A 23,192-nucleotide genomic window follows, 5' to 3' on the forward strand; every position below is an offset into this window, starting at 1 on the left:
GTGGCCCGATTGCATTTCCGCGTGTCAGCGCCATCTCGCCGGCAACGAAGTGCCCGGGCACGACTCCGACCGCTTCACAGATGGGTAACGCCTCTCGCTAGTTAGCCTCGCGGAGGAGTAACTTGGTCTGACTGTGACCTACGCACTAGATGGTGAGCGCAGCGCGGCGCCCACCGGCTCCATCAATCGCGCGGCGATCACCGGCGGCGCGGTGCTGCCGCGTGGGGTCAGTGGTGCGGCGGACCCCAACTTCGCCTGCGCCGTCTCGGCGTTCTCCAAGCTCTTCGGTCATCGCCGGTTCGGCGGCGGGGCCCTGTCGGTGTACCTGGACGGGGTGCCGGTGGTCGATGTCTGGACCGGCTGGGCCGACCGGGCCGGTCGCCGGCCCTGGACCGAGGACACCGGCGCCATGGTGTTCTCGGCCACCAAGGGTATGGCGTCCACCGTCATTCACCGCCTGGTGGACCGCGGGCTCATCGACTACGACGCTCCGATGGCCGAGTACTGGCCGGAGTTCGGGGTCAAGGGCAAGGCGACGATCACCGTCCGCGACATGTTGCGGCACCGGGCGGGGCTGTCCCACCTGAACGGGGTGACCCGCGGCGACCTGCTCGACCACCTCAAGATGGAGGAACGCATCGCGGCCGCCCCGGCCGGGCTGTTCCGCGGGCGTCCGGCGTATCACGCGCTCACCTACGGCTGGTTGGTCTCCGGACTGGCCAGATCGGTCACCGGCCTCGGGATGCGTGAGCTGTTCCGCACGGAGTTGGCGAGCCCGCTCGACGTCGACGGCGTCCACCTGGGCCGTCCGCCGGCAGCCGCACCGACCCAGCCCGCCCAGATCATCCATCCGCAGAGTGCGTTGCAGAACCCCGTCTTCAATGTGGTGGCGCCGTACATGGCGGCGCTGCCCGGCGGGTTCGGGTCGCTGTACTTCCCCGGCATGAAGGCGACGGTGCAGGGCGACACGCCGCTGCTGGACAGTGAGATCGCCGCAGCCAATGGGGTGGCGACCGCGCGTGCCCTCGCACGGATGTACGGGGCCATCGCCAACGGCGGTGAGATCGACGGCACCAGATTCCTGTCCCGTGAACTGGTGGCGGGCCTCACCGGGCCGCGAAGTCTGCACCCGGACGGCTCGATCGGGATGCCGATGGCCTTCCATCTCGGCTACCACTCGCTGCCGTTTCCCGGCATCCTGCCGGGATTCGGTCACGTCGGGCTCGGCGGCTCGCTCGGGTGGGCCGATCCGGCCACCGGCCTGGCGTTCGGCTATGCGCACAACCGTCTGCTCACCCCGTTCGTGGTGGCCGATCAGGCCGGTTTCGTCGCCACTGCGGCGCTCATCCGGCGCGGTGTGGCGCGTGCGCGAGACCGCGGATTCACCGGGATTCCACGACTCGGAGCGGGGTTCCAGGGGCCGGCCACGGCGGCCGGCTGAGCGGTCCGCGGAGGTTCGTTTTCTGGCCCGCGAGTTTTGCTTGACCCGGCAAATACGCAGGTGGTACCGCCGGTCGCACGATATTGCTGCAGGCCCCGAATGGTGGCTAGGTCGGCTATCCGAAACGGTTGATCATGTTGGGCTCGCACCGATCGTGGTGACAATCTCCACCACACCCGCCCGTGTTGTTTCCGTTATACAAGTAAGCGTTGCCGAGATCACCTCCGAGGGGCGGCGCGGGGCAGGCGCTCAGATTTCGCCACTGGGATGGGTGGTGCAGCTGTTTTCGGTGGTAGCACGCTTAGAACTTTCTCAGGATGCCGGCTTCCATGGGCGCGGACGATCGTCCAAATGGCCCTCAGCAACATCAAGTAGTTAGCACGCCTTGTTTGCTCATATATGCCGTGGCTAATGTTGCGCTTGACAAAGTGAGGCGTATCACATTTACTCAAACGTCAATAAGACAATGGATCCGCAGGTTGCGGCTTTATCGGGAAGTTGCTGGAAGATCTTGTTGTAGCTGGTGTAGCCTCCGCGTCGCGGCTCTTGAGCCTGTAGAGTGCCGTGTGGATTTGCTCAGTTTTTAACGACCTCGTCAACGGAGACGACTACGCTACCGGCATACGGACGAGCCAAGCATGGTGCGGGAAGGGAAATTGGGCGGCGCGAAAGGGTGCCACAGCTAGGTCCACTGCCGCAGTCCTGCTCAACTCGGTGTGCAGTACCCGTCTGGAAGAGGTTTGAACTACGTGGTTGATACACCTGTCACAGCGGTCGCCATCATCGGGATGGCGTGCCGATTGCCTGGCGGAATCGACTCACCTGACCAAATGTGGCAGGCGCTGCTCAACGGTCAGGACTTCGTCACCACGATCCCGGAGGACCGCTGGGATGCCGACGAGTACTACGACCCCGAGCCCGGCGTGCCCGGACGCTCGGTCTCCAAGTGGGGCGCCTTCCTCGACGACGTAGCGGGCTTTGACGCCGACTTCTTCGGCATCAGCGACCGCGAGGCCACCGCCGTCGACCCCCAGCACCGACTGCTGCTGGAGACGGCCTGGGAGGCCATCGAGCACGCCGGTATCGATCCGGCCGCGCTGGAAGGTTCGCGTACCGGCGTCTTCATGGGCCTGACCCATGGCGACTACCAGCTGGTCGCCGCCGACGCCCACGCCATCGAAGGGCCCTACGGCTTCACCGGCAACAACTTCAGCCTGGCCTCCGGCCGGATCTCCTACCACCTCGGCGCGCGGGGCCCGGCCTTCTCCGTCGACTCCGCCTGCTCCTCGGGCCTGCTGGCGCTGCACATGGGTGCGCGCAGCCTGCACGAGGGTGAGAGCGACATGGTGCTCGCCGGTGGCGTGAACATCGTGCTGGAGCCGCGCAAGCTGTCCTCGGGTTCGGCGCAGGGCATGCTGTCACCGACCGGGCACTGCCACGCCTTCGATGAGGCCGCCGACGGCTTCGTCCCGGGTGAGGCCACCGGCGTGGTGCTGCTCAAGCGACTGGCCGATGCCGAGCGCGACGGCGACCGGATCCTCGCGGTGGTCCGCGGCACCGCCGCCAACCAGGACGGCCACACCGTCAACATCGCGACCCCGTCCCGGGACGCACAGATCGCCGTCTACCAGGAGGCGCTGGCCGTCGGCGCGGTGGACGCGTCGACCGTCGGCCTGATCGAGGCGCACGGAACCGGCACCCCGGTGGGCGACCCGATCGAGTTCACCAGCCTGGCCGCGGTCTACGGCGGCAGCGGCCCGGTGGCGCTCGGTTCCTCGAAGACCAACTTCGGCCACGCGCAGTCCGCCTCCGGAACCATCGGCCTGATCAAGAGCGTGCTGGCGTTGCAACACGCCGTCGTGCCGCCGAACATCCACTTCAACCGGCTGCCCGAGGAACTGGCGAAGGTCAAGACCGAGCTGTACGTCCCGACCGCGGCCGCACCGTGGCCGGCCGGCGACCAGCCGCGGCGCGCCGCCGTCTCGGCCTACGGCCTGTCCGGCACCAACGTGCACGCCATCCTCGAAGAGGCCCCGGCGCCCGCGGCGGCCGAGCCCGCCGCCGCCGACGGACCGCACATCTTCCCGCTGTCCTCGACCTCCGCCGAGGGGCTGCGCAGCACCGCACGCAAGCTTGCCGACTGGGTGGCAGACCGGGTCGATACCCTCGACCTGCACGACCTGGCCTACACGCTGGCCCGCCGCCGGGCGCACCGCCCGGTGCGCACCACGGTGCTGGCGCACGACCACCGGTCCCTCATCGCGGCACTGCGCGAGGTCGCCGACGGCGAGACGCCGTACCAGGGCGCGGTCGCCAAGGACGATCGCGGCCCGGTGTACGTCTTCTCCGGCCAGGGCTCACAGTGGGCGGCGATGGGCGCCGGCCTGCTGGCCGGCGAACCGGCGTTCGCGGCCGCGATCGCCGAGATCGAACCGCTGATCGCCGCGGAGTCCGGGTTCTCGGTCACCGAGGAACTGCGGTCTTCGGTGACGGTCACCGGCATCGACAAGGTGCAGCCGACCGTCTTCACCATGCAGGTCGCGCTCGCCGCGACGCTGAAGTCCTACGGCGTGGCCCCCGGCGCGGTCATCGGACACTCGATGGGCGAGGTCGCCGCCGCGGTGGTGTCCGGCGTCCTGACGCTGGAGGACGGCGTCAAGGTGATCTGCCGCCGGTCCAAACTGATGGCCACCATCGCCGGTTCCGGTGCGATGGCCTCGGTCGAGCTGCCGGCCCAGCAGGTGCTCTCCGAGCTGGCCGCCCGGGGCATCAACGATGTGGTGCTGTCCGTGGTCGCCTCGCCGAAGTCGACCGTCGTCGGCGGCGCCAAGGAGTCGATCCGCGAGCTCATCGCCGACTGGGAGAGCCGCGACGTGATGGCCCGCGAGGTCGCGGTGGACGTCGCCTCGCATTCACCGCAGGTGGATCCGATCCTCGACGACCTGGCCGACGCGCTGGAGGATCTGGACCCCTCCGAGCCAGACGTCGATTACTACTCGGCGACGCTGTATGACCCCCGCGACATCGCCGACTGGGACGCCGACTACTGGGTGGACAACCTGCGCCACGCCGTGCGCTTCGCCGCGGCCGTGCAGGCCGCCCTGGAGGACGGCTACCGGGTGTTCACCGAGCTGTCCCCGCACCCGCTGCTGACCCACGCGGTCGACCAGACGGCGAGCAGCCTGGACATCAGCCACGCCGCGCTGGCCAGCGTGCGCCGCGAGCAGGAGCTGCCCTACGGCCTGCGCGGGGTGCTGGCCGATCTGCACAACGCCGGCGCCCAGGTCGACTTCTCGGTGCTCTACCCGTCCGGCAACCTGGTCGACGCCCCGCTGCCGGCCTGGACGCACCGCGAACTCATGCTGGTCCGCGATCCGCACGAGCTGGCTCCCGGCGGCGCCACCATCGCGGTGCACCCGCTGCTCGGCGCGCACGTGCGACTGCCCGAGGAGCCGGAACGGCATGCCTGGCAGGCCGACGTCGGCACCGACACGCAGCCCTGGCTGGCCGATCACCAGGTGCACAACGTGGCCGCGCTGCCCGGCGCCGCCTACTGCGAGATGGCATTGGCCGCCGCCCGGACCGTGCACGGCGAGGCCGGCGAGGTGCGCGACATCCGCTTCGAACAGTTGCTGCTGCTCGAAGAGAACACCGAGGTGTCCGCAACCGCGACGGTGCTCGGCGCAGGTTCCGCGAGTTCGCGGTCGAGACCTACCTTCAGGGCGAGCAGATCAAGCGGGCCACCGCCACCCTGCGCGCCGACGAGACCGACCCGGGGACCGCGCCCAAGCCGGTCGACATCGACGCGGTGATCGCCGCCCACCCGGTCCGGGTGGACGGCGCCGAGATGCGCGGCTGGTACAGCCAGCGCGGCGTCCAGTACGGCCCGGCCTTCGCCGGCCTGGTCGCGGTCAACGTCAACGAGGAGTCCGACGGCCCGTCCGATTCGGTGCTCGCCGAGGTCGCGCTGCCCGGATCGATCCGCTCCCAGCAGGGCGCCTACGGGGTGCACCCGGCGCTGCTGGACGCCTGCTTCCAGGCCGTCGGCGCACACCCGGTGCTGCGCAGCGACACCACCGGCACTCTGATGCTGCCGCTCGGTGTCCGTCGGCTGCGGGCCTACGGTTCCACCCGCAACGCGCACTACTGCTACGCCCGCATCGTCAGCGTGACCGCGGCCGCCGTCGAGGTGGACCTGGATCTGCTGGACGAGGACGGCTCGGTGCTGCTCGCGGTGAGCGGACTGCGGGTGGGCACCGGCGTCTCGGACAGCGGCCAGCGCGACCGCACCTTCAACGACCGGTTGCTGACCATCGAGTGGCGCCCGCAGGAGCTGCCCGAGGTCGATTACCACGACGCCGGTCGTTGGTTGCTGATCAGCACCTCGGATGCGACCGATCTGCTGGCCACCAGGCTGGCCGATGCGCTCAAGAGCCACGAGGTGGACGTCACCATCATGGTGTGGCCGCAGCATTCCGACCACGAGGCGCACGCCGCGCGGCTGCGTGAGCAGCTGGCCGGCCAGCCGTTCAGCGATGTCCTGGTGGTCACGCCGCCCCGGCACGGTGTCACCGACGAACAGTCGGGCGTGCGTGGCGGCGACAATGTCCGCCACCTGGTCAAGATCGTGCGCGAGTTGCCCGAGACGCCGGGGGAGTCCCCTCGTCTGCACGTGCTGACCCGCCATGCCCAGACCGTGCTGCCCGAGGATTCCGCGAACCTCGACGAAGCCGGCCTGCGCGGGCTGGTGCGGGTGATCGGCACCGAGTACCCGCAGCTGTCCGCGAGCCAGATCGACGTCGACGACTACACCGATCCGGCGCAGATCGCGGCCCAGCTGGTATCCGGTTCGGACGAGGACGAGACCGCCTGGCGCTCCAGCCTCTGGTACGTCGCACGCCTGGTTCCCGGACCACTGCGCCCGGAGGAACGGCGCACCACCGTGGTCAACCCGGCGCGTGAGGGGATGCGGCTGCAGATCCGCACGCCCGGTGACATCCAGTCCCTGGAGCTGGCAGCCTTCGAGCGGGTCGCACCCGGACCCGGCCAGATCGAGGTCTCGGTCACCGCGTCGAACCTGAACTTCGCCGACGTGCTGGTGGCGTTCGGCCGGTACCCGAGCTTCGAGGGCCGGCTGCCCAAGCTGGGGGCGGACTTCGCCGGTGTGGTCACCGCGGTCGGACCGGGCGTGGTCGGGCACAAGGTCGGCGACCGGGTCGGCGGCATCTCCGCCGACGGCGCCTGGGCGACCTTCGTGACCTGCGACGCCAACCTGGCCGTGACCCTGCCGCCGGGGCTGCCGACCAACCGGGCGGCCGCGGTGCCCAGCGCACACGCCACCGCCTGGTACAGCCTGCACGATCTGGCCCGCATCTCGGCCGGTGACAAGGTGCTCATCCACTCCGCAACCGGTGGTGTGGGGCAGGCGGCCGTCGCGATCGCGCGTGCCGCAGGCGCCGAGATCTACGCCACCGCGGGCAGCGATGCCCGTCGAGAGTTGTTGCGGGGCATGGGGATCGAGCACGTCTACGACTCGCGCAGCACTGCGTTCGCCGACCAGATCCGTCGGGACACCGACGGTTACGGCGTGGACATCGTGCTGAACTCGCTGACCGGGGCCGCCCAGCGGGCCGGCCTGGAACTGCTGTCATTCGGCGGCCGGTTCGTCGAGATCGGCAAGCGCGACATCTACGGGGACACCCGGATGGGCCTGTTCCCGTTCCGGCGCAACCTGTCGTTCTACGCGGTCGACCTGGCGCTGCTGTCGCTGACCGATTCCGACACCCTGCGGCGCCTGCTGGAGGTCTGCTACCAGCAGATCGCCGACGGCGTGCTGCCGCTGCCGGAGACCACGCACTACCCGCTGGAGGACGGTGCCACCGCCATCCGCGTGATGGGCGCGGCCGAGCACACCGGCAAGCTGGTGCTCGACATCCCGCACGGCGGTCAGATCAACGCGGTGGTACCGCCCGTAGAAGCTCGGGTTGCCCGGTCCGACTCGGCCTACGTCGTCACCGGCGGCCTGGGTGGGCTGGGCCTGTTCCTGGCCGAGAAGCTCGCCGGTTCCGGCGCCGGCCGGATCATCCTGAACGGGCGGTCGGCACCGTCGGCGGCGGCCAAGGACGTCATCGAGCGGATCCGCCGGTCCGGCACCGAGGTGGAGGTCGAGCTGGGCGATATCGCCGAGCCGGACACCGCCGACCGGCTGGTCGTCGCGGCCTGCGCGACCGGACTGCCGTTGCGCGGGGTGCTGCACGGTGCCGCCGTGGTCGAGGACGCCGCGCTGCCCAACATCACCGATGAACTGGTCGAGCGGGACTGGGCGCCCAAGGTGTACGGCGCGCTGAACCTGCACCGCGCCACCGCGAAGCAGACGCTGGACTGGTTCTGCGTGTTCTCCTCGGCGGCCGCGCTGGTCGGCTCACCGGGGCAGGGCGCCTACGCCGCGGCCAACAGCTGGCTCGATGCGTTCACGCACTGGCGTCGCAGCCAGGGCCTGCCCAGCACCGCGATCGCCTGGGGTCCGTGGGCGGAGATCGGCGCGGGCGCGGCGATGGCCGAGAACAGCGACGCCGCCATCGAGCCCGACGAGGGCGCCTTTGCATTCGAGATGCTGCTGCGGCACGATCGTGCCTACAGTGGGTACGCGCCCGTGGTGGGCACACCGTGGCTGGCGGCATTCGCCCAGACGAGCAAGTTCGCCGAGGCGTTCCAGTCGTCGGGGCAACGCAGCACCGGCAGCGCATTCCTTGCAGAGTTGCATGAACTGCCGCGGGACGAATGGCCGGCACGGATGCGCAGGATGATCTCCGAGCAGATCAGCCTGATCCTGCGCCGGGCGGTCGATCCGGACCGTCCGCTCGCCGAGTACGGTCTGGACTCGCTGGGCACGCTGGAAGTACGCACCCGCATCGAGGCGGAGACAGGTATTCGTATCGGATCGACAGATATTTCCACGATCAGGGTGCTCGCCGATCGTTTGTGCGATGTGCTGGCACCTTCCGAAGTATCGGTTCCGTCATGATCACGGGTTGCGCAACGTCGCACAATCCGGGGTCGGGCGTCGTCGAAGCAGGAGATGAATAGTGGTTGCGATGAAACCGATCCATGACTGGATCGGCGAACCGGGTTCGGTGATTTCCTGGCATCCCTCGCGGGCCACGCTCGCCAAGGTCAAGGACGCTCCGGTCAGCGATGTCCCGGTGAGCTACCAGCAGGCGCAGCACCTGTTGGCCTACCGCAGGCACGAATCGTCGGGCACCGACATGGCCCGGTTGAACATCCCGTCCTGGGACATCCCGGGCCGTTGCGATGTGCGCGCGATGACCCATGTCATCAACGCCTACCTGCGCCGGCACGACACGTTCCACAGCTGGTTCGAGTACACCGGCGACGAGGATGACAGCGACTCGGGCAAGGGGCTGGCCGACAAGATCGTCCGGCACACCCTCGCCAACCCACGAGACATCAAGTTCACGCCCACCGAGCACGGCGAGATGTCGGCGGCCGAGTGGCGTGACCACATCCTGGCCACCGCGAGCCCCTGGGTGTGGGACTGCTTCCACATCGGGATCATCCAGCGTGACGACCACTTCACGGTGTACATCAGCGTCGACCACGTGCACACCGACGCCATGTTCATGGGTCTGGCGTTCGTCGAGATCCACATGATGTACAACACGCTGGTCGAGGGCGCGGCCCCGCTGAAGCTGCCGGAGCCCGGCAGTTACGACACCTACTGCCGTGAGCAGCACGAGTACGTGTCCAAGCTGACTGCGGAATCGCCCGAGGTCCGCGACTGGATCGAGTTCCTGCAGCACAACGGCGGCACGCTGCCGACGTTCCCGTTGCCGCTGGGCGACCCGTCGGTGCCGTACTCCGGTGACGTCATCACCATCTCGCTGCTGGACAAGGAGCAGGGCGACCGCTTCGAGCAGGCCTGCATCTCGGCCGGCGCACGGTTCAGCGGCGGTGTGTTCGCCTGCGGCGCGATCGCGCACGCCGCCATCACCGGCGAGTCCACGTACCGGGTCATCACCCCGACGACCACCCGCCGCACCCCGGCGGAGTTCATGACCACCGGCTGGTTCACCGGTCTGGTGCCGATCACGGTGCCGGTCGACGCCGACGCCTTCGGCGACATCGCGCGTGCGGCCCAGGAGTCCTTCGACGCCGGCACCGAGTTGGCGCACGTGCCGGTCGAGCGGGTGCTCGAGCTCGGTGCCGAAACGCACGGCCTGCGCCCCCCGGACGCCGGGGTACCGATGCTGTCCTACCTGGACGTCGGCCTGCTGTCGCCCGGTGTGATCGCCGAATGGCAGCGGCTCAACGGCACCATCTACAGCGATTCCCGGTCGGCCTACCAGGTCGGCATGTGGGTCAACCGGGTGGAGCAGGAGACCACGGTGACCGCGGCCTTCCCGAGCAATCCGATCGCCCGTGAATCGGTGATGCGGTACCTGCTGGCCATGAAGGCCGTATACGTGGGCGTGGTCGAGGGGCGCGATGTCGCCGCCGCCGCCATCGCCGCCGATACGGTCGGCCTGGACCTGAAGACGGCCTGATCGCTGACCTTGGCAACGGAGGTACCGCCGCGATGACGCGTGCCGTCACAGATCCCGCAGGGTTCGATGACCGGCTCGAATTCACCGATCAGGCGATGTTCCTGGGTCTGCGCGCGACCGGCCAGGAAGCCGTCATGCAGATCGTCTGGATCTACGAGCGCCCGGTCGATCTGGACAACATCCGGCGTTTCCACGACGGTATCGGTTACGGCCTGCTGGGCAGGCGGATCGAACGCTCGGTGCTGCCGTTCGGCCGGCACCGCTGGGTCTCCGCGCTGGGGCCGCAAACCGAGCTGGCCTTCGACGAGCAGCGCGACCGCGCCGAACTGGGCCGCTGGATCGATGAACGCGCCACCTTGCCACTGGATCCCGAGCACGGCCCGGCCTGGCACGTCGGCGTGCTGCCGATGACCGACGGCTCCACCGCCGTCAGCATCGTGATCTCGCACTGCGTCAGCGACGGCGGTGGCGCGTTGCAGACCATGGTGAACGCCATTCACGGTCGCCGGCTCGACTTCGGCTATCCGCCGCCGGGCTCGCGGACCCGCGGCCGGGCACTGCGCGAGGACCTGCGGGCCACCGTGCGCGGGCTGCCCGAGGTCGGCCGCACACTGGTCGAAGCGGTCCGCCAGCTCACCCGCCGCCGCGACGAACTGACGAAGTCCGGGGCCGTCACGGCGCCGGTGAGCGGCCCGGACCACCAGGTTTTCACCCCGTCGGCGACGGTCTGCGTCAAACTCGACGACTGGGACCGCCGCGCTGCCGAACTCGGCGGCAACGGCCATTCGCTGGTCGCCGGCTTCGTCGCCAAGCTCGCCCAGCACATCGGGCGGGTCGGACCCGACGGCATGGTCACCCTCAACATTCCGCAGGGTGACCGGCGGCCCGGCGACGACGACACCCGCGCCAACGCGGTGGTGCTGGTCAACCTGGCCATCGACCCGGCGAAGGTGACCACCGACCTGACCGAGGCGCGCGCCGCTCTGCGGGACGGTCTGCGGACCGCCCGCGAGGTGCCCGACGAGAACCTGCGACTGCTGCCACTGACGCCGTTCACCCCGAAACGGGCCGTGCGCAAGATGGCCGATGTGGCGTTCGGCTTCTCCACCGAACTGCCGGTGTCCTGCTCCAACATGGGCGACGTCCCGCCGGGCCTGCCCGACATCGACGGCGCCCCAGCCGATTTCGTCTTCCTGCGCGGCATCGACCGGGTAGCGACCCGGCACGCCCTCGAACAACGGTGCGGCCTGCTGACCGTGGTCGCCGGCCGGATCAACGGCACCGAAACACTGACTTTCGCCGCGTACGCCCCGGGTGCGGAGAACTCCACGGCATGGCTGCGCGGCGAACTGGAGAAGACGCTGGCCGACTTCGGTCTGTCCGGCGTGATCGAGTAGCAAGGGGACGGGCTTTGACGATCGACGATGTCAGGTTGGCCGACAACCGGCTCACCCTGTGGGACGAGGCGCTGGTCCGCGCGAACCGGGCGACCGGCCGCGTGCAGCTCATCCAGTGCGTCTGGGTCTACGAGCATCCGGTGAACATGGATGCGGTGCAGGAGTTCTACCGCAACTTCGGCTACGGGATGGCCGGCCGCCGGGTGGAGCGCTCACCGCTGCCGTTCGGCCGTTACCGCTGGGTGTCCGCGCTCGGTCCGGCGGCGCCGCTGCAGGTCAACACCGATCCCTTGCCGCGCGAGCAGGTCAGCGACTGGGCCGACCGGTTCGCGCAGGTCCCGGTGGACCCGGAGAACGGCCCCGGCTGGCACATGGCGGTCCAGGCGTTCGACGGCGGCGTGACCGGCATCTCCGTCGTCGGCTCGCACTGCCTGGGCGACGGGGTGGCAGCGCTGCTGGCGGTGGGCACCGCGGTCGCCGGCGCCAAGGTCGACATCGGCTACCCGCCGCCGCTGTCCCGGCGCCGCGGCCGGGCCATCGCCGCGGATCTGCGAGAAACCTTGCTCGGACTCCCCGAGATCGGCCGGGCGGCCCGCAAGGCGGTCAAGGTGCTGCGTGGTGACGGGGCGCCGGCCGCGGCGCCGGCCGAGCCCAAAACCGTTCGCGCCATTGCGAATCCGGATGAACTCGTCATCGTGCCGGCGATCACCGCGTACGTGGATCTGGCGGAGTGGGACGCCCGCGCCGAGTCTCTGGGCGGCAACGGTTACTCGATGCTGGCCGGGTTCAGCGCCAAGCTGGGGGAGCGGATGGGCCGGCGCAACCCCGACGGCAACATCTCGCTGCTGATCGCCATCTCCGATCGCACCTCAGAGACCGACGTCCGGGCCAACGCGATGACACTGGTGAACGCGAAGGTCGATCCGACCGAGATGACCACGGACCTGGGGCCCACCCGCAACGTCCTGCGGGACGCGCTCAAGTCGGCCAAGGATCAGCCCAACGAGATCCTCGATCTGATGCCCCTGACCCCGCTGGTACCCAAGCGGCTGGTGAAGAAGGTCGCCGACATGATGATCGCGTCGGACGACATGCCGGTGGTGTGTTCGAACATGGGCGATCTGCCCCCGGTGTTGACCACCGTGGACGGCACCGAGGCCGAGTACACCGCCTTCTACGGCGTCGACCAGGCCACTCCGCGCGGCGAACTCGAGCAGGGAGACGGTCAGCTGGTCGTGGTCTCCGGCCGCATCAGTGGCAAGATCATCATCGGCATCGTCGCCTACCAGTCGGGGGCCGAGAACTCGAAGTCGCGGTTGCGCGATCTGACCGCCGAGACACTGGCGGAATTCGACCTGACCGCTGTCTTCGTTTAATACTGCTTACCGATTGAGCGTGTTCTTGCAGAAGAACTGCTGAGAAAGGCACACACCCGATGTCCGATACCTCCCTCATTGGCGTGCTCCGTGAACGCGCGAGCCTGCAGCCCGAGGACATTGCGTACACCTTCATGGACTACGACCACGAGTGGGACGGTGTCGCCACCACCCTGACCTGGGCGCAGCTCAACCGGCGGGTGCGCAACCTGGCCGTCGAGATGCGCGCACACGGTCAGATCGGTGATCGTGCGGTCATCCTGGCGCCGCAGGGACTGGAGTACGTGATCGGTTTCCTGGCCTCGCTGGAGGCCGGCATCATCGCGGTGCCGCTGTCGGTCCCGATGATCGGCCAGCACGACGAGCGGGTGTCCGCGGTGATCAGGGATTCGGCGCCGTCGATCATCCTGACCACCTCGGCGGTGGCCGGCACGGTCGCCGAGTACGCGGCCGGTTCGGACGACGCGGCAGCGGCCACGGTCATCGAGGTCGACGCGCTGGACCTGGACGCCCGACGCAAGGCGCTGTCCAGCCGTGAGGTGAAGCCCGAGACCGCGTATCTGCAGTACACCTCCGGGTCCACCCGCACGCCGGCCGGCGTGATGGTCACCAACCGGAACCTGACCTCGAACTTCGAGCAGATGATGTGCGACTTCTTCCCGCACTTCGGCAAGGTGCCGCCGGCCGGTGCGCACGTGGTGTCGTGGCTGCCCTTCTACCACGATATGGGCCTGATGCTGGGCATCGTCGCGCCGATCCTCGGCGGTTGGCGCACGGTGTTCACCACGCCGCTGTCCTTCCTGGCCCGGCCCGCGCGCTGGATCCAGCTGATGGGCAGCTACTCGCGGGTGGTCACCGCCGGACCGAACTTCGCGTTCGAACTGGCCGCCGGCCGGACCACCGACGAGGACCTGGCCGGGGTCGATCTCAGTGACGTCATCGCCGTCTGGAGCGGCGCCGAGCGGGTGCACGAGGCCACGCTGAAGCGCTTCGCGCAGCGGTTCGCCAAGGCCAACTTCTCCGAGTCGGTGCTGCGCCCGTCCTACGGTCTGGCCGAGGCGACGCTGTATGTGGCCACCGGCGAGCCCGGCCCGCCCAGCGTGGTGTCCTTCGACCCGGACAAGCTGTCCGCCGGTGTCGCCGAGCGCACCACCGACGGCAGCGGCACCCAGCTGGTCGGCTATGGCCGCCCGGTGGAACCGCTGGTGCGCATCGTCGACCCGGAGACCCGGGTGGAGATCGCGGCCGGCGGGATCGGCGAGATCTGGTCCTACGGCGAGAACAACTGCCTCGGTTACTGGGACAAGCCCGAGCAGACCGAGCACACCTTCGGCGGCCACATCGAGGGTCCGTCCGAGGGCACCCCGGCCGGGCCGTGGCTGCGGACCGGCGATCTCGGTTTCCTGTCCGAAGGCGAGCTGTTCATCATCGGCCGGATCAAGGATCTGCTGATCGTGCGCGGGCGCAACCACTACCCCGACGACATCGAGGCGACCATCCAGGAGATCACCGGTGGCCGCGTCGCCGCGATCGCGGTCGAGGAGGACCGCACCGAGCAGCTCGTCGCGATCATCGAGGTCAAGAAGCGCGGTGAGACCGAAGACGACGTCCTGGAGAACTTCCTCAACATCAAGCGTGACGTGGCCTCTGCGGTGTCCCAGATCCACGGGATCAGCGCGGCCGATCTGGTGCTGGTGCCGCGCGGCTCCATCCCGATCACCACCAGCGGCAAGATCCGCCGGCAGTCATGCGTGGAGAAATACGGCAAGCAGGAGTTCGCCCGGCTCGACGACAAGGTGCCCACCGCCTGAGCAGCTGGCATCTGTGAGCGCAACTAGCATGTGGGAGTGGACAACACCCTTGCCTACATGGACCAAGGGTCCTTCCTGGGCCTGCGGGCGCTCGGGCGCGGCCCGATCATCCAGGCTGTCTGGGTCTACGACAACGGGGTGAATCTGGACGGGTTGCGTCAGTTCCGGCGCAACCTGGCCAAGGGTCTGTTCGGGCGTCGCATCGAGCGCTCGGTGCTGCCGTTCGGCCGGCATCGCTGGGTTGCCGACCCCGACCCGCAGACCCTGGACATGTCGGTGCGCGAACGCCCCCGCAGCGACCTGTGGTCCTGGGCCGACGACTGCCTGCGCACACCCATCGACCCCGAGCGCGGACCGGGCTGGCGGCTGGCGGTACAGCCCCTGACCGACGGCGCCGCAGCGGTGAGCCTGGTTGTCTCGCATTCCATCGCCGACGGGCACGGCCTGGTCACCGCGGTCCTGGACGCGGTCAACGGCGTCGACCGGAACCTCGGATATCCGCAGCCCGGTTCGCGCAGCCGAGCCGAGGCACTGACCCGGGACGCCCGGCAGATGGTGGCCGCGGTACCGGAGATCGCCCGTGCGGTGGTGGCGTCTGCCCGGGTGGCCCGGGCCGAACGCGGCGATCTGGCCACCTCGTTCCGGGCGGCCGGCGACGTCCCGCCCGGTGACGACGTGCCGATGGTGCCGCCCGCGGTGGTGGCCTTCGTCGACACCGTGCAGTGGGATCACTGCGCGCAGCGCCTCGGCGGCACCAGCAATTCGCTGTTCTCCGGGGTGGCTGCGCGGCTCGGCCAGGTCCTCGACCGGGTGGACGGCGACGGGTTGGTGCACCTGTCCTGGCCGGTCAGCGAGCGCACCGAAGGGGACACCAGGGCCAATGCGCTGGTCTCGGCCGCGATGACGGCCGACCCCGAAGAGGTCCTGACCGATCTCGGCGGCGTCCGCGCAGCCATGAAGAAGGCCCTGGCGGAGTGCGACGAGACGTCCCGCCGGATGACGGGCCCGTTACCGCTGACCCCGTTGACCCCGCGGGTCATGTTGCGCCGGCTGGAGGGCATGGTGCTGGCGGTGAACAACCCGATTGCCTGCTCCAACATGGGGGAGCCGGACCCCGCGTTCAGCCGCCCGGACGGGACCGACGCCGACTATGTGGTGATGCGCGGCGTGGAGCCCAACATCACCAGCCGCGTGCTCAACCGGCTCGGCGGGCAGTTGCTGCTCGGCGGGATCCGGGCGCGCGGCCGGATGGCGCTGTCGGTCACGTCCTGGTCTCCGGGGCAGCCCAACTCGAAACAGGCCCTGCGCGAGGTGGTGCTCAAGGTGCTGGCCGACTTCGGGCTCAGTGGGACAGTCGAGGGGCCTTGTGCTCCTGGGCCTTCTTCTCGATGAGGTCGGCGGCGGCGTTGACGCTCTGCTCCGGTGTGGCCAGTCGGGCCGCGAAGTCGCGGGCCCGCGCCACCACCGCCGGGTCCAGCACGGTGCGCAGCGCCTCGGTGAGCGATTTCTTCGTGATACGGGTAAAGCGTTGTGAGGTACCGATTTTCAGTTTCTTGACCTGGCGTGCCCAGACCGGCTGATCGGCCGACACCCACAGCACCAGGGTGGGCACCCCGGCGCGGGCGCCGGCGGCGGTGGTGCCGGCGCCGCCGTGGTGCACGACCGCACGGCAGGTCGGGAACACCGCGGCATGGTTCACCGCGCCGACGAGCTTGACGTGGTCGGCCTGCGGGATCTCGTCGAGTTCCCACACGCCGGAGCTGATCAGGGCGCGCTCACCGAGTTCCGCGCACACCTCGGTGATCATCGAGACCGCGTCGGCGGGGGATTGCACCGGCATGCTGCCGAACCCGAAGTAGATGGGTGGTTTACCCGCGCTGATCCAGGAGGTGACCTCGTCGTCGGTGGCGGTCTGCAGGCCCAGTGTGATGGCGCCGGTGAACGGGCGACTGCCGTTCCATTCCTCGGTCAGCCCGGGGTAGAACAACTCGTCGTAGGCCTGGATCTCCAGGGTGCCGCTGTCGACGACCCGCTTGGCCGAGCGCACCTTGGTCTGCGGCAGACCGAGGGTCCGGCGCTGTTCGTCCTCGGCCTTCTTCGAGACCCGCCACAAGCCCCATTCGATGACCGCGAAGCCGGATTTCGCCACCCAGTGCGGCGCGGGGACCGGGATGAGCTGACTGTTGGGCCGGTTCGGGAAGTAATGCAGGGCGGCCAGCGGGATCTGGTGGCGCTCGGCGACGTTGGCGGCCACCTCCTGGTAGGTGGTGCCGGTCAGGATCAGGTCGGCCTCGGCGGCCAGGTCGGTCAGCGCCGCGTTCATGTCGGTCCAGCCGGCGGTGTAGTAGTCGATGGCCTTACGCGCGACGGTCAGCGGGTTGTGGAACTGCCAGTAGTTCTGGAAGGCGTCGCTTTCGACCTGCTGCTGGGAGTCGACCCCGTAGGGCACCGCGTCGGTGAAACCGATGGACGCCACGAAACCGATCAGGTTCGGCGGGACGGCCATCCGGACGTCGTGACCGCGGTCGCGCAGCTCACGGGCCACGGCGGCACAGGGTTCCACATCGCCACGGGTGCCGTGGACTGCCACAACGATTTTCATCAGCTCGCAGTCTAGGTCGTGGTGGTGCGCGGGTGGGGACTCAGTTGTCGACCTTGGAGAACCACCGGGTCTTGATCCGCCAGGAGTGCGCCGACGACAGCGCGAAACCGGCGCCGCAGGCGCAGGCGAAGATCCACACGAACACTCCGCGTTCCCACTCCAGCAGGGCCGGGAACACAGCGGTGGCGATGCGGATGAAGCACGCGATGATGCCGCTGGCGCAGGCGATCAGATAGACGTTGGCGATCCGTCGCGACCGCGGGTCCTTGCGCAGCACCAGCAGCGCGCGGGCGCCGTATCCCAGCAGGTAGATCAGCATGGCGCAGAGCATCAGCCAGTACAGGCTGAGCCAGCCGTCGGTGGGTTCGGCGAACAGGTCGCGGGCGTAGGCGGAATGCGCGCTGCTCATCGAGAAGGTGGCCAGCAGCAGGGGGATGCACAGCGTCGCGGGCAGTTCGATGTACTGCTTGAAGGCCCGCTGCATCTGGTGGTCGTCCTGCAGCCGGCCGAGCGCGTTGTAGACGATGGCCGACGCCGCGACGATGTACATGTCGTGGCCGAGGAAATCCTCCAGGTTCCACATACCGGTCAGCGAGTGCAGTGCCTTGCCGATGGTGTCGGAGGCGAGCGGGGACATCAGCAGGATCGCGCCGCCCTGCAAAGCGATATTGAGGGTGGCGGCGACTTCCCAGCGACATGACCACGTGACACGACGGATCCACAAACTCCACGCGATACACGCCAGTGTGATCACGATCAGTGCGGTTGGTTCCATCGTGCTTCGCCTTCGCGGCCTGTGAGCTGAATTGCTGTCAGCAAATGGTAATGCCTAAAGGGGCGGTGCGTCGCTTCGCGGCGTCAATTCGGAGAGTCGTGGACGCCGCGTCTTTTGCCGTAGGTCGGCCTCGACGCGCACCGCATCCTGCACGGCCGTCACGGTGAACGGTGTCGATTCGATGTAGTTCCACACTTCTTGCCTGCTCATGAGGCCGAAGCGGACTTGGAGATCAGGGTAACTCAGGGCGAACCGGTCGGCGACTCGACGCAATTCCTCCGCGTCGGGGTAGCTGTTCTCCTTGATTCGCCGGTAGTAGGTGCTGCTGGAGATGTCGAGCGCGTCGTAGATGTCCTTGGCCTCGACCTCTCCGTCCAGGAGGTAGTCGAGCAGGGCTTTCAGCTGTCTGCCGTTCTCATCTGTACGTGGCACCCACCAACAATAGCCATATCCCGTTGCTGGGGGCCAGCAACCAATCGGCGGACAAAATCTTCCTAATTGACAGATATGTAAGACTTTCGGGAGTGATGTCCCACATTTGGGACACCGGCTGTAGGCTCCGTCACATGGCCGCACCTGCTATGCACGACGAGCGAATCTTCTCCTCGGTACCACCGAGGAACGTCGGCTACGCCCTTGATCACGGACTGCGTGACATCTATCGGTGGCGGGTGCCGTTGCTGCTTCGGCTCGATCCCGACGTGTCCCCGGTTCACGTCCGGGCGGCGTTGACCGCGGTGATCAATCATCACGTCGCGCTGCGCACCTCCTATGTCGCGCACGACGGGACCTGGGTTCAGCGGATCGCCGAACCGCACGAGTTCGACCAGTTGTCGATCGTGACGCTGGGCGACGACGTCGCGGCCGACAGTCAGGCCGAGCAGGATGCCGTCGCGTCCGTGATGTCCGAGTTGATGGGCGAGTCGACGGCTACCGGGCCACTGTGCGCGGCGTACATCGCGCCGACCGCCGGTGGACGTGCCCGGCTGGCGATCGCCCTGCACCGCCTGGTGTGCGACGAATCCTCGGTCGGCATCGTCGCCAGCGACGTCATCATCGCCATCAGCCAGCAGATCACCGGCCAGCCGATCATGCTGGCCCCGGTCAGCACCCCGTGGACCGAATGTGCCGCCGAGCTGGACGAACAGCCGAGTGTCGAGCTGAACCCGACCATGCGGATCACCGATTTCGATGCCGACGGCGCCCCCGGCATCGATGACCTGCACCGCTACACCGCGCCGCTGTCCGGCGTGCTGAGCCGAGAACTCGACGGCGCGGCCCGCGAACTGGGCGTGCCGGTCGAGCATCTCCTACTGGCCGCGCTCGGCCGGGCGGTTGCGCGGACCATCGGCGGCGGTGTCGTCGCCGTCGACGTCACCCGGCCCATGCGCGCCGAGTTCGGCACCGACGTCGGCCGCACCGTCGGCCCGCTACCGACCACCCGCACCATCGAACTCGGCTGTGCCGGCGCCGGAGAGGTGGACGCCACCCAGATGATCCTCGACGTGCGGGCCGCCGTGGCTGCGGCAGTGCCCCGGGAGGCCGGCCTGGTCCCCAGCGAGCTGGCCCTGAGCTACATCGGCCCGGTGCCCGATCCCATCCAGTGCGACCTGCCGGCCCAGATCGACGGCGACTGGGCCGCCCCGGTCCGCGAGGTGGTGTCCGGCTTCGGTCACGCCGTGGAGCTGCGGGCCTGCCGCAGCGGCGGGGTGATGTACCTGGACTGGTGGTATGACGCGCGGCGTTGCGCCGAGTACACGATCGAGGAGCTGGCCGAACAGTTCCCGCACGCGCTGGTCGAGATCACCTCGGAGTCGATCCCCGAATTCATCGGCGCCGCCTGACCGTTAGACTGCTACGCACAGGCGTTGATCCGGCCATCACCGGGGAGCTTCCGGAAGAACGGGCTTCAGCTTCTCAAGAGCAAGCCCTGGTAGAACCGGACGGTTTGGCCCGTCATCGCCTGCAGTTGAGCGGCGCACCATATCGACGCGGTGCGCAAGCGGGGTGGTACCGCGGGCTCGCGCACCGGCGCGATGTTCGTCCCCGTGCCTGAATCGCTGGGCACACAGGAGACGACGAGCAGTGACCGCTTACCCGAAGCCGGCCGCCGGAGCACCGAACTTCCCGGCGCTGGAAGCCGAGGTCCTCGAGTACTGGGGAACCGATGACACCTTCCGTGCCAGCATCGAGCGCCGTGACGGCGCCGAGGAATACGTCTTCTACGACGGTCCGCCGTTCGCCAACGGCCTGCCGCACTACGGCCATCTGCTGACCGGTTACGTCAAGGACATCGTCCCGCGTTACCGCACCATGCGCGGCTACAAGGTGGAGCGCCGGTTCGGCTGGGACACCCATGGGCTGCCCGCCGAACTCGAGGTGCAACGCCAGCTCGGCATCACCGACAAGAACCAGATCGAGGAACTGGGCATCGAGAAGTTCAACGATGCCTGCCGCGCCTCGGTGATGAAGTACGCCGACGAATGGCGCGCCTATGTCACCCGGCAGGCCCGTTGGGTGGACTTCGAAAACGATTACAAGACACTGGATCTGGGCTTCATGGAGTCCACCATCTGGGCGTTCAAGCAGTTGTGGGACAAGGGCCTGGCCTATGAGGGCAACCGGGTGCTGCCCTACTGCTGGAACGACGAGACCCCGCTGTCCAACCACGAGCTGCGGATGGACGACGACGTCTACCAGAGCCGGCAGGACCCGGCGCTGACGGTCGGCTTCAAGGCCACCGACGGCCCGGTCGCCGGCGCCTACCTGCTGGTCTGGACGACGACCCCGTGGACGCTGCCGTCCAACCAGGCGGTCGCGGTCAACCCCGAGGTCGGCTACGTCGTCGTCGAGGGCCCGGACGGGCACCGGTTCGTGCTCGCCGAAGCCCGGCTGGCCGGCTACGCGCGCGAACTGGGCGAGGAGCCCGTCGTGGTGGCGACCTATCTGGGGGAGCAGTTGCTCGGCACGCACTACCTGCCGCCGTTCGCCTACTTCGTCGAATCCGAGCAGGCCCGCAACGCCTTCCAGGTGCTGGCCGCGGAGTTCGTCAGCACCGACGACGGCACCGGCATCGTGCACCTGGCCCCGGCCTACGGTGAGGACGACAAGGCCACCGCCGACACCGCCGATATCGTCGCGGTCACCCCGGTGGACTCCAAGGGCCGGTTCGACGCCACCGTGCCCGACTACGCCGGCCAGCACGTCTTCGACGCCAACCCGCAGATCATCCGGGATCTCAAGAACGGCACCGGTCCCGCCGCGGTGCACGGCCCGGTGCTGCTGCGTCACGAGACCTACGAGCACTCGTACCCGCACTGCTGGCGGTGCCGCAATCCGCTGATCTACCGCGCGGTGTCCTCCTGGTTCGTCAAGGTCACCGAATTCCGGGACCGCATGGTGGAGCTCAACCAGCAGATCACCTGGTACCCCGAGCACGTCAAGGACGGCCAGTTCGGTAAGTGGCTGTCGAACGCGCGCGACTGGTCGATCTCGCGGAACCGTTACTGGGGCACCCCGATCCCGGTCTGGGTCTCCGACGATCCGGCCTATCCGCGCACCGACGTGTACGGCAGCCTGGATGAGCTGGAACGCGATTTCGGGGTACGCCCGACCAACCTGCACCGGCCCTACATCGACGAGCTGACCCGGCCCAATCCCGATGACCCGACCGGGAAGTCGACCATGCGCCGCATCGAGGACGTGCTCGACGTGTGGTTCGACTCCGGTTCGATGCCGTACGCCCAGGTGCACTACCCGTTCGAGAACCAAGACTGGTTTGATACGCACTTCCCGGGCGACTTCATCGTCGAGTACATCGGCCAGACCCGCGGCTGGTTCTACACCATGCACGTGCTGGCCACCGCGCTGTTCGATCGGCCGGCGTTCAAGACCTGTGTGTCCCACGGCATCGTGCTGGGCAACGACGGCCAGAAGATGAGCAAGTCGCTGCGCAACTACCCGGACGTCACCGAGGTCTTCGACCGGGACGGCTCGGACGCGATGCGCTGGTTCCTGATGGCCTCGCCGATCCTGCGCGGCGGCAACCTGATCGTCACCGAGCAGGGCATCCGCGAAGGCGTGCGGCAGGTGCAGTTGCCGTTCTGGAACGCCTACACCTTCCTCACCCTGTACGCGCCGAAGAAGGGGACCTGGCGCACCGACTCCACCCATGTGCTGGACCGCTACATCCTGGCCAAGCTGGCCGCGCTGCGCGACGACCTGACCGCCTCGCTGGACACCTGCGACATCTCCGGTGCGTGTGACCAACTGCGGCAGTTCACCGAGGCGCTGACGAATTGGTATGTGCGGCGGTCGCGTTCACGGTTCTGGGAAGAGGACCAGGACGCCATCGACACGCTGCACACGGTGCTCGAGGTGACCGGCCGGCTGGCGGCCCCGCTGCTGCCGCTGGTCTCTGAGGTCATCTGGCGGGGTGTGACCGGGGAGCGTTCGGTGCACCTGACCGACTGGCCCGAGGCCGGCGATCTGCCCGCCGATCCGGACCTGGTGGCCGCCATGGACCAGGTGCGTGAGGTCTGTTCCACCGGTTCCTCGCTGCGTAAGGCCAAGAAGCTGCGGGTGCGTCTGCCGCTGCCGAAGTTGACTGTGGCCGTGGAGAACCCGGAAAGCCTGCGGCCGTTCGTCGATCTGATCGCCGATGAGCTGAACGTCAAGGCGGTGGAGCTGTCCGACGATGTCGACGCCTACGGCCGGTTCGAGTTGGCGGTGAACGCGCGAGCCGCCGGCCCGCGCATCGGCAAGGATGTGCAGGCGGCAATCAAGGCGGTCAAGGCGGGCGAGGGCGTGCTCAACGCCGACGGCACCCTGACTGCCGGGCCGGCGGTTCTTCTCCCGACCGAGTTCACCTCGAAACTCGTTGCCGCCGATCCCGAATGGACCGCCGCACTCGACGACGGCGCCGGCCTGGTGGTGCTGGACGGGACCGTCACCCCCGAACTGGAGGCCGAGGGCTGGGCCAAGGACCGCATCCGTGAGCTGCAGGAGCTTCGCAAGAGCACCGGGCTGGAGGTATCCGACCGGATCAACGTGGTCATCGACGTTCCCGCCGACAAGCTGGACTGGGCCCGGACCCACGCCGAGCTGATCGCGGGGGAGGTGCTGGCCACCTCGTTCGAGTTCGGCGACAGCGCCGAGGCCACCGAGATCGGCGACGGGGTGCGGGTGGCCATCGCGAAGGCGTGATCCCGGCTGTCGCCGGACGGT

11 protein-coding genes and 1 pseudogene are annotated in these 23,192 nt (G+C 68.4%); 9 read left to right on the top strand and 3 right to left on the bottom strand.

Features of this window, described 5'->3' with window-relative positions; translation table 11 throughout:
- The first annotated feature begins 181 nt into the window (after positions 1–181).
- The 7 genes and pseudogenes from lipL to K0O62_RS13870 all read left to right on the top strand — a co-directional run bounded on the left by lipL (position 182) and on the right by K0O62_RS13870 (position 15,981).
- Positions 182–1,441, top strand: coding sequence for an esterase/beta-lactamase LipL (gene lipL, locus K0O62_RS13840; RefSeq protein ID WP_097933529.1), 1,260 nt, complete (start codon positions 182–184; stop codon positions 1,439–1,441).
- A gap of 788 nt (positions 1,442–2,229) precedes the next feature.
- Positions 2,230–8,465: pseudogene (gene pks2, locus K0O62_RS13845) on the top strand (sulfolipid-1 biosynthesis phthioceranic/hydroxyphthioceranic acid synthase).
- A 61-nt stretch (positions 8,466–8,526) separates the two neighbouring features.
- Positions 8,527–10,005 carry a condensation domain-containing protein gene (locus tag K0O62_RS13850; protein ID WP_079244270.1) on the top strand — a complete coding sequence of 493 codons (1,479 nt, stop codon included), beginning with the start codon at positions 8,527–8,529 and terminating at the stop codon, positions 10,003–10,005.
- A 32-nt stretch (positions 10,006–10,037) separates the two neighbouring features.
- Positions 10,038–11,402 (top strand): wax ester/triacylglycerol synthase domain-containing protein, encoded by a 1,365-nt coding sequence (locus tag K0O62_RS13855; RefSeq protein ID WP_073854811.1) that lies wholly within the window; start codon positions 10,038–10,040, stop codon positions 11,400–11,402.
- A gap of 14 nt (positions 11,403–11,416) precedes the next feature.
- On the top strand, positions 11,417–12,778 hold the full coding sequence (locus K0O62_RS13860) for a hypothetical protein (RefSeq protein ID WP_097933518.1): 1,362 nt from the start codon (positions 11,417–11,419) through the stop codon (positions 12,776–12,778).
- Positions 12,779–12,837: 59 nt separating this feature from the next.
- Positions 12,838–14,589 carry an AMP-binding protein gene (locus tag K0O62_RS13865; protein ID WP_073854813.1) on the top strand — a complete coding sequence of 584 codons (1,752 nt, stop codon included), beginning with the start codon at positions 12,838–12,840 and terminating at the stop codon, positions 14,587–14,589.
- A 36-nt stretch (positions 14,590–14,625) separates the two neighbouring features.
- The gene (locus tag K0O62_RS13870) at positions 14,626–15,981 is read left to right on the top strand and encodes a condensation domain-containing protein (RefSeq protein WP_234799988.1); all 1,356 of its coding nucleotides are present in this window, start codon (positions 14,626–14,628) and stop codon (positions 15,979–15,981) included.
- On the opposite strand, the gene K0O62_RS13875 is transcribed toward K0O62_RS13870, so the two are convergent.
- Genes K0O62_RS13875 through K0O62_RS13885 form a run of 3 tightly spaced genes read right to left on the bottom strand, consistent with a single transcriptional unit; the run spans position 15,932 to position 18,398 of the window.
- Positions 15,932–17,191, bottom strand: coding sequence for a glycosyltransferase (locus tag K0O62_RS13875; RefSeq protein WP_073854815.1), 1,260 nt, complete (start codon positions 17,189–17,191; stop codon positions 15,932–15,934). The genes K0O62_RS13870 and K0O62_RS13875 overlap by 50 nt on opposite strands.
- Before the next feature lie 40 nt (positions 17,192–17,231).
- Entirely contained in the window at positions 17,232–17,966 is a 735-nt protein-coding gene (locus K0O62_RS13880) for a hypothetical protein (protein WP_073854817.1), read from the bottom strand.
- A 54-nt stretch (positions 17,967–18,020) separates the two neighbouring features.
- The gene (locus K0O62_RS13885; protein ID WP_073854819.1) at positions 18,021–18,398 is read right to left on the bottom strand and encodes a transcriptional regulator; all 378 of its coding nucleotides are present in this window, start codon (positions 18,396–18,398) and stop codon (positions 18,021–18,023) included.
- A 134-nt stretch (positions 18,399–18,532) separates the two neighbouring features.
- On the opposite strand from K0O62_RS13885, the gene K0O62_RS13890 reads away from it, so the two are divergent.
- Positions 18,533–19,810, top strand: a complete 1,278-nt coding sequence (locus tag K0O62_RS13890) for a condensation domain-containing protein (protein WP_165636948.1) — start codon at positions 18,533–18,535, stop codon at positions 19,808–19,810.
- 241 nt (positions 19,811–20,051) lie between these two features.
- Positions 20,052–23,171, top strand: a complete 3,120-nt coding sequence (gene ileS / locus K0O62_RS13895) for an isoleucine--tRNA ligase (protein WP_073854823.1) — start codon at positions 20,052–20,054, stop codon at positions 23,169–23,171.
- Positions 23,172–23,192: the final 21 nt, after the last annotated feature.

Source organism: Mycolicibacterium diernhoferi (genome assembly GCF_019456655.1).
Classification (GTDB): domain Bacteria; phylum Actinomycetota; class Actinomycetes; order Mycobacteriales; family Mycobacteriaceae; genus Mycobacterium; species Mycobacterium diernhoferi.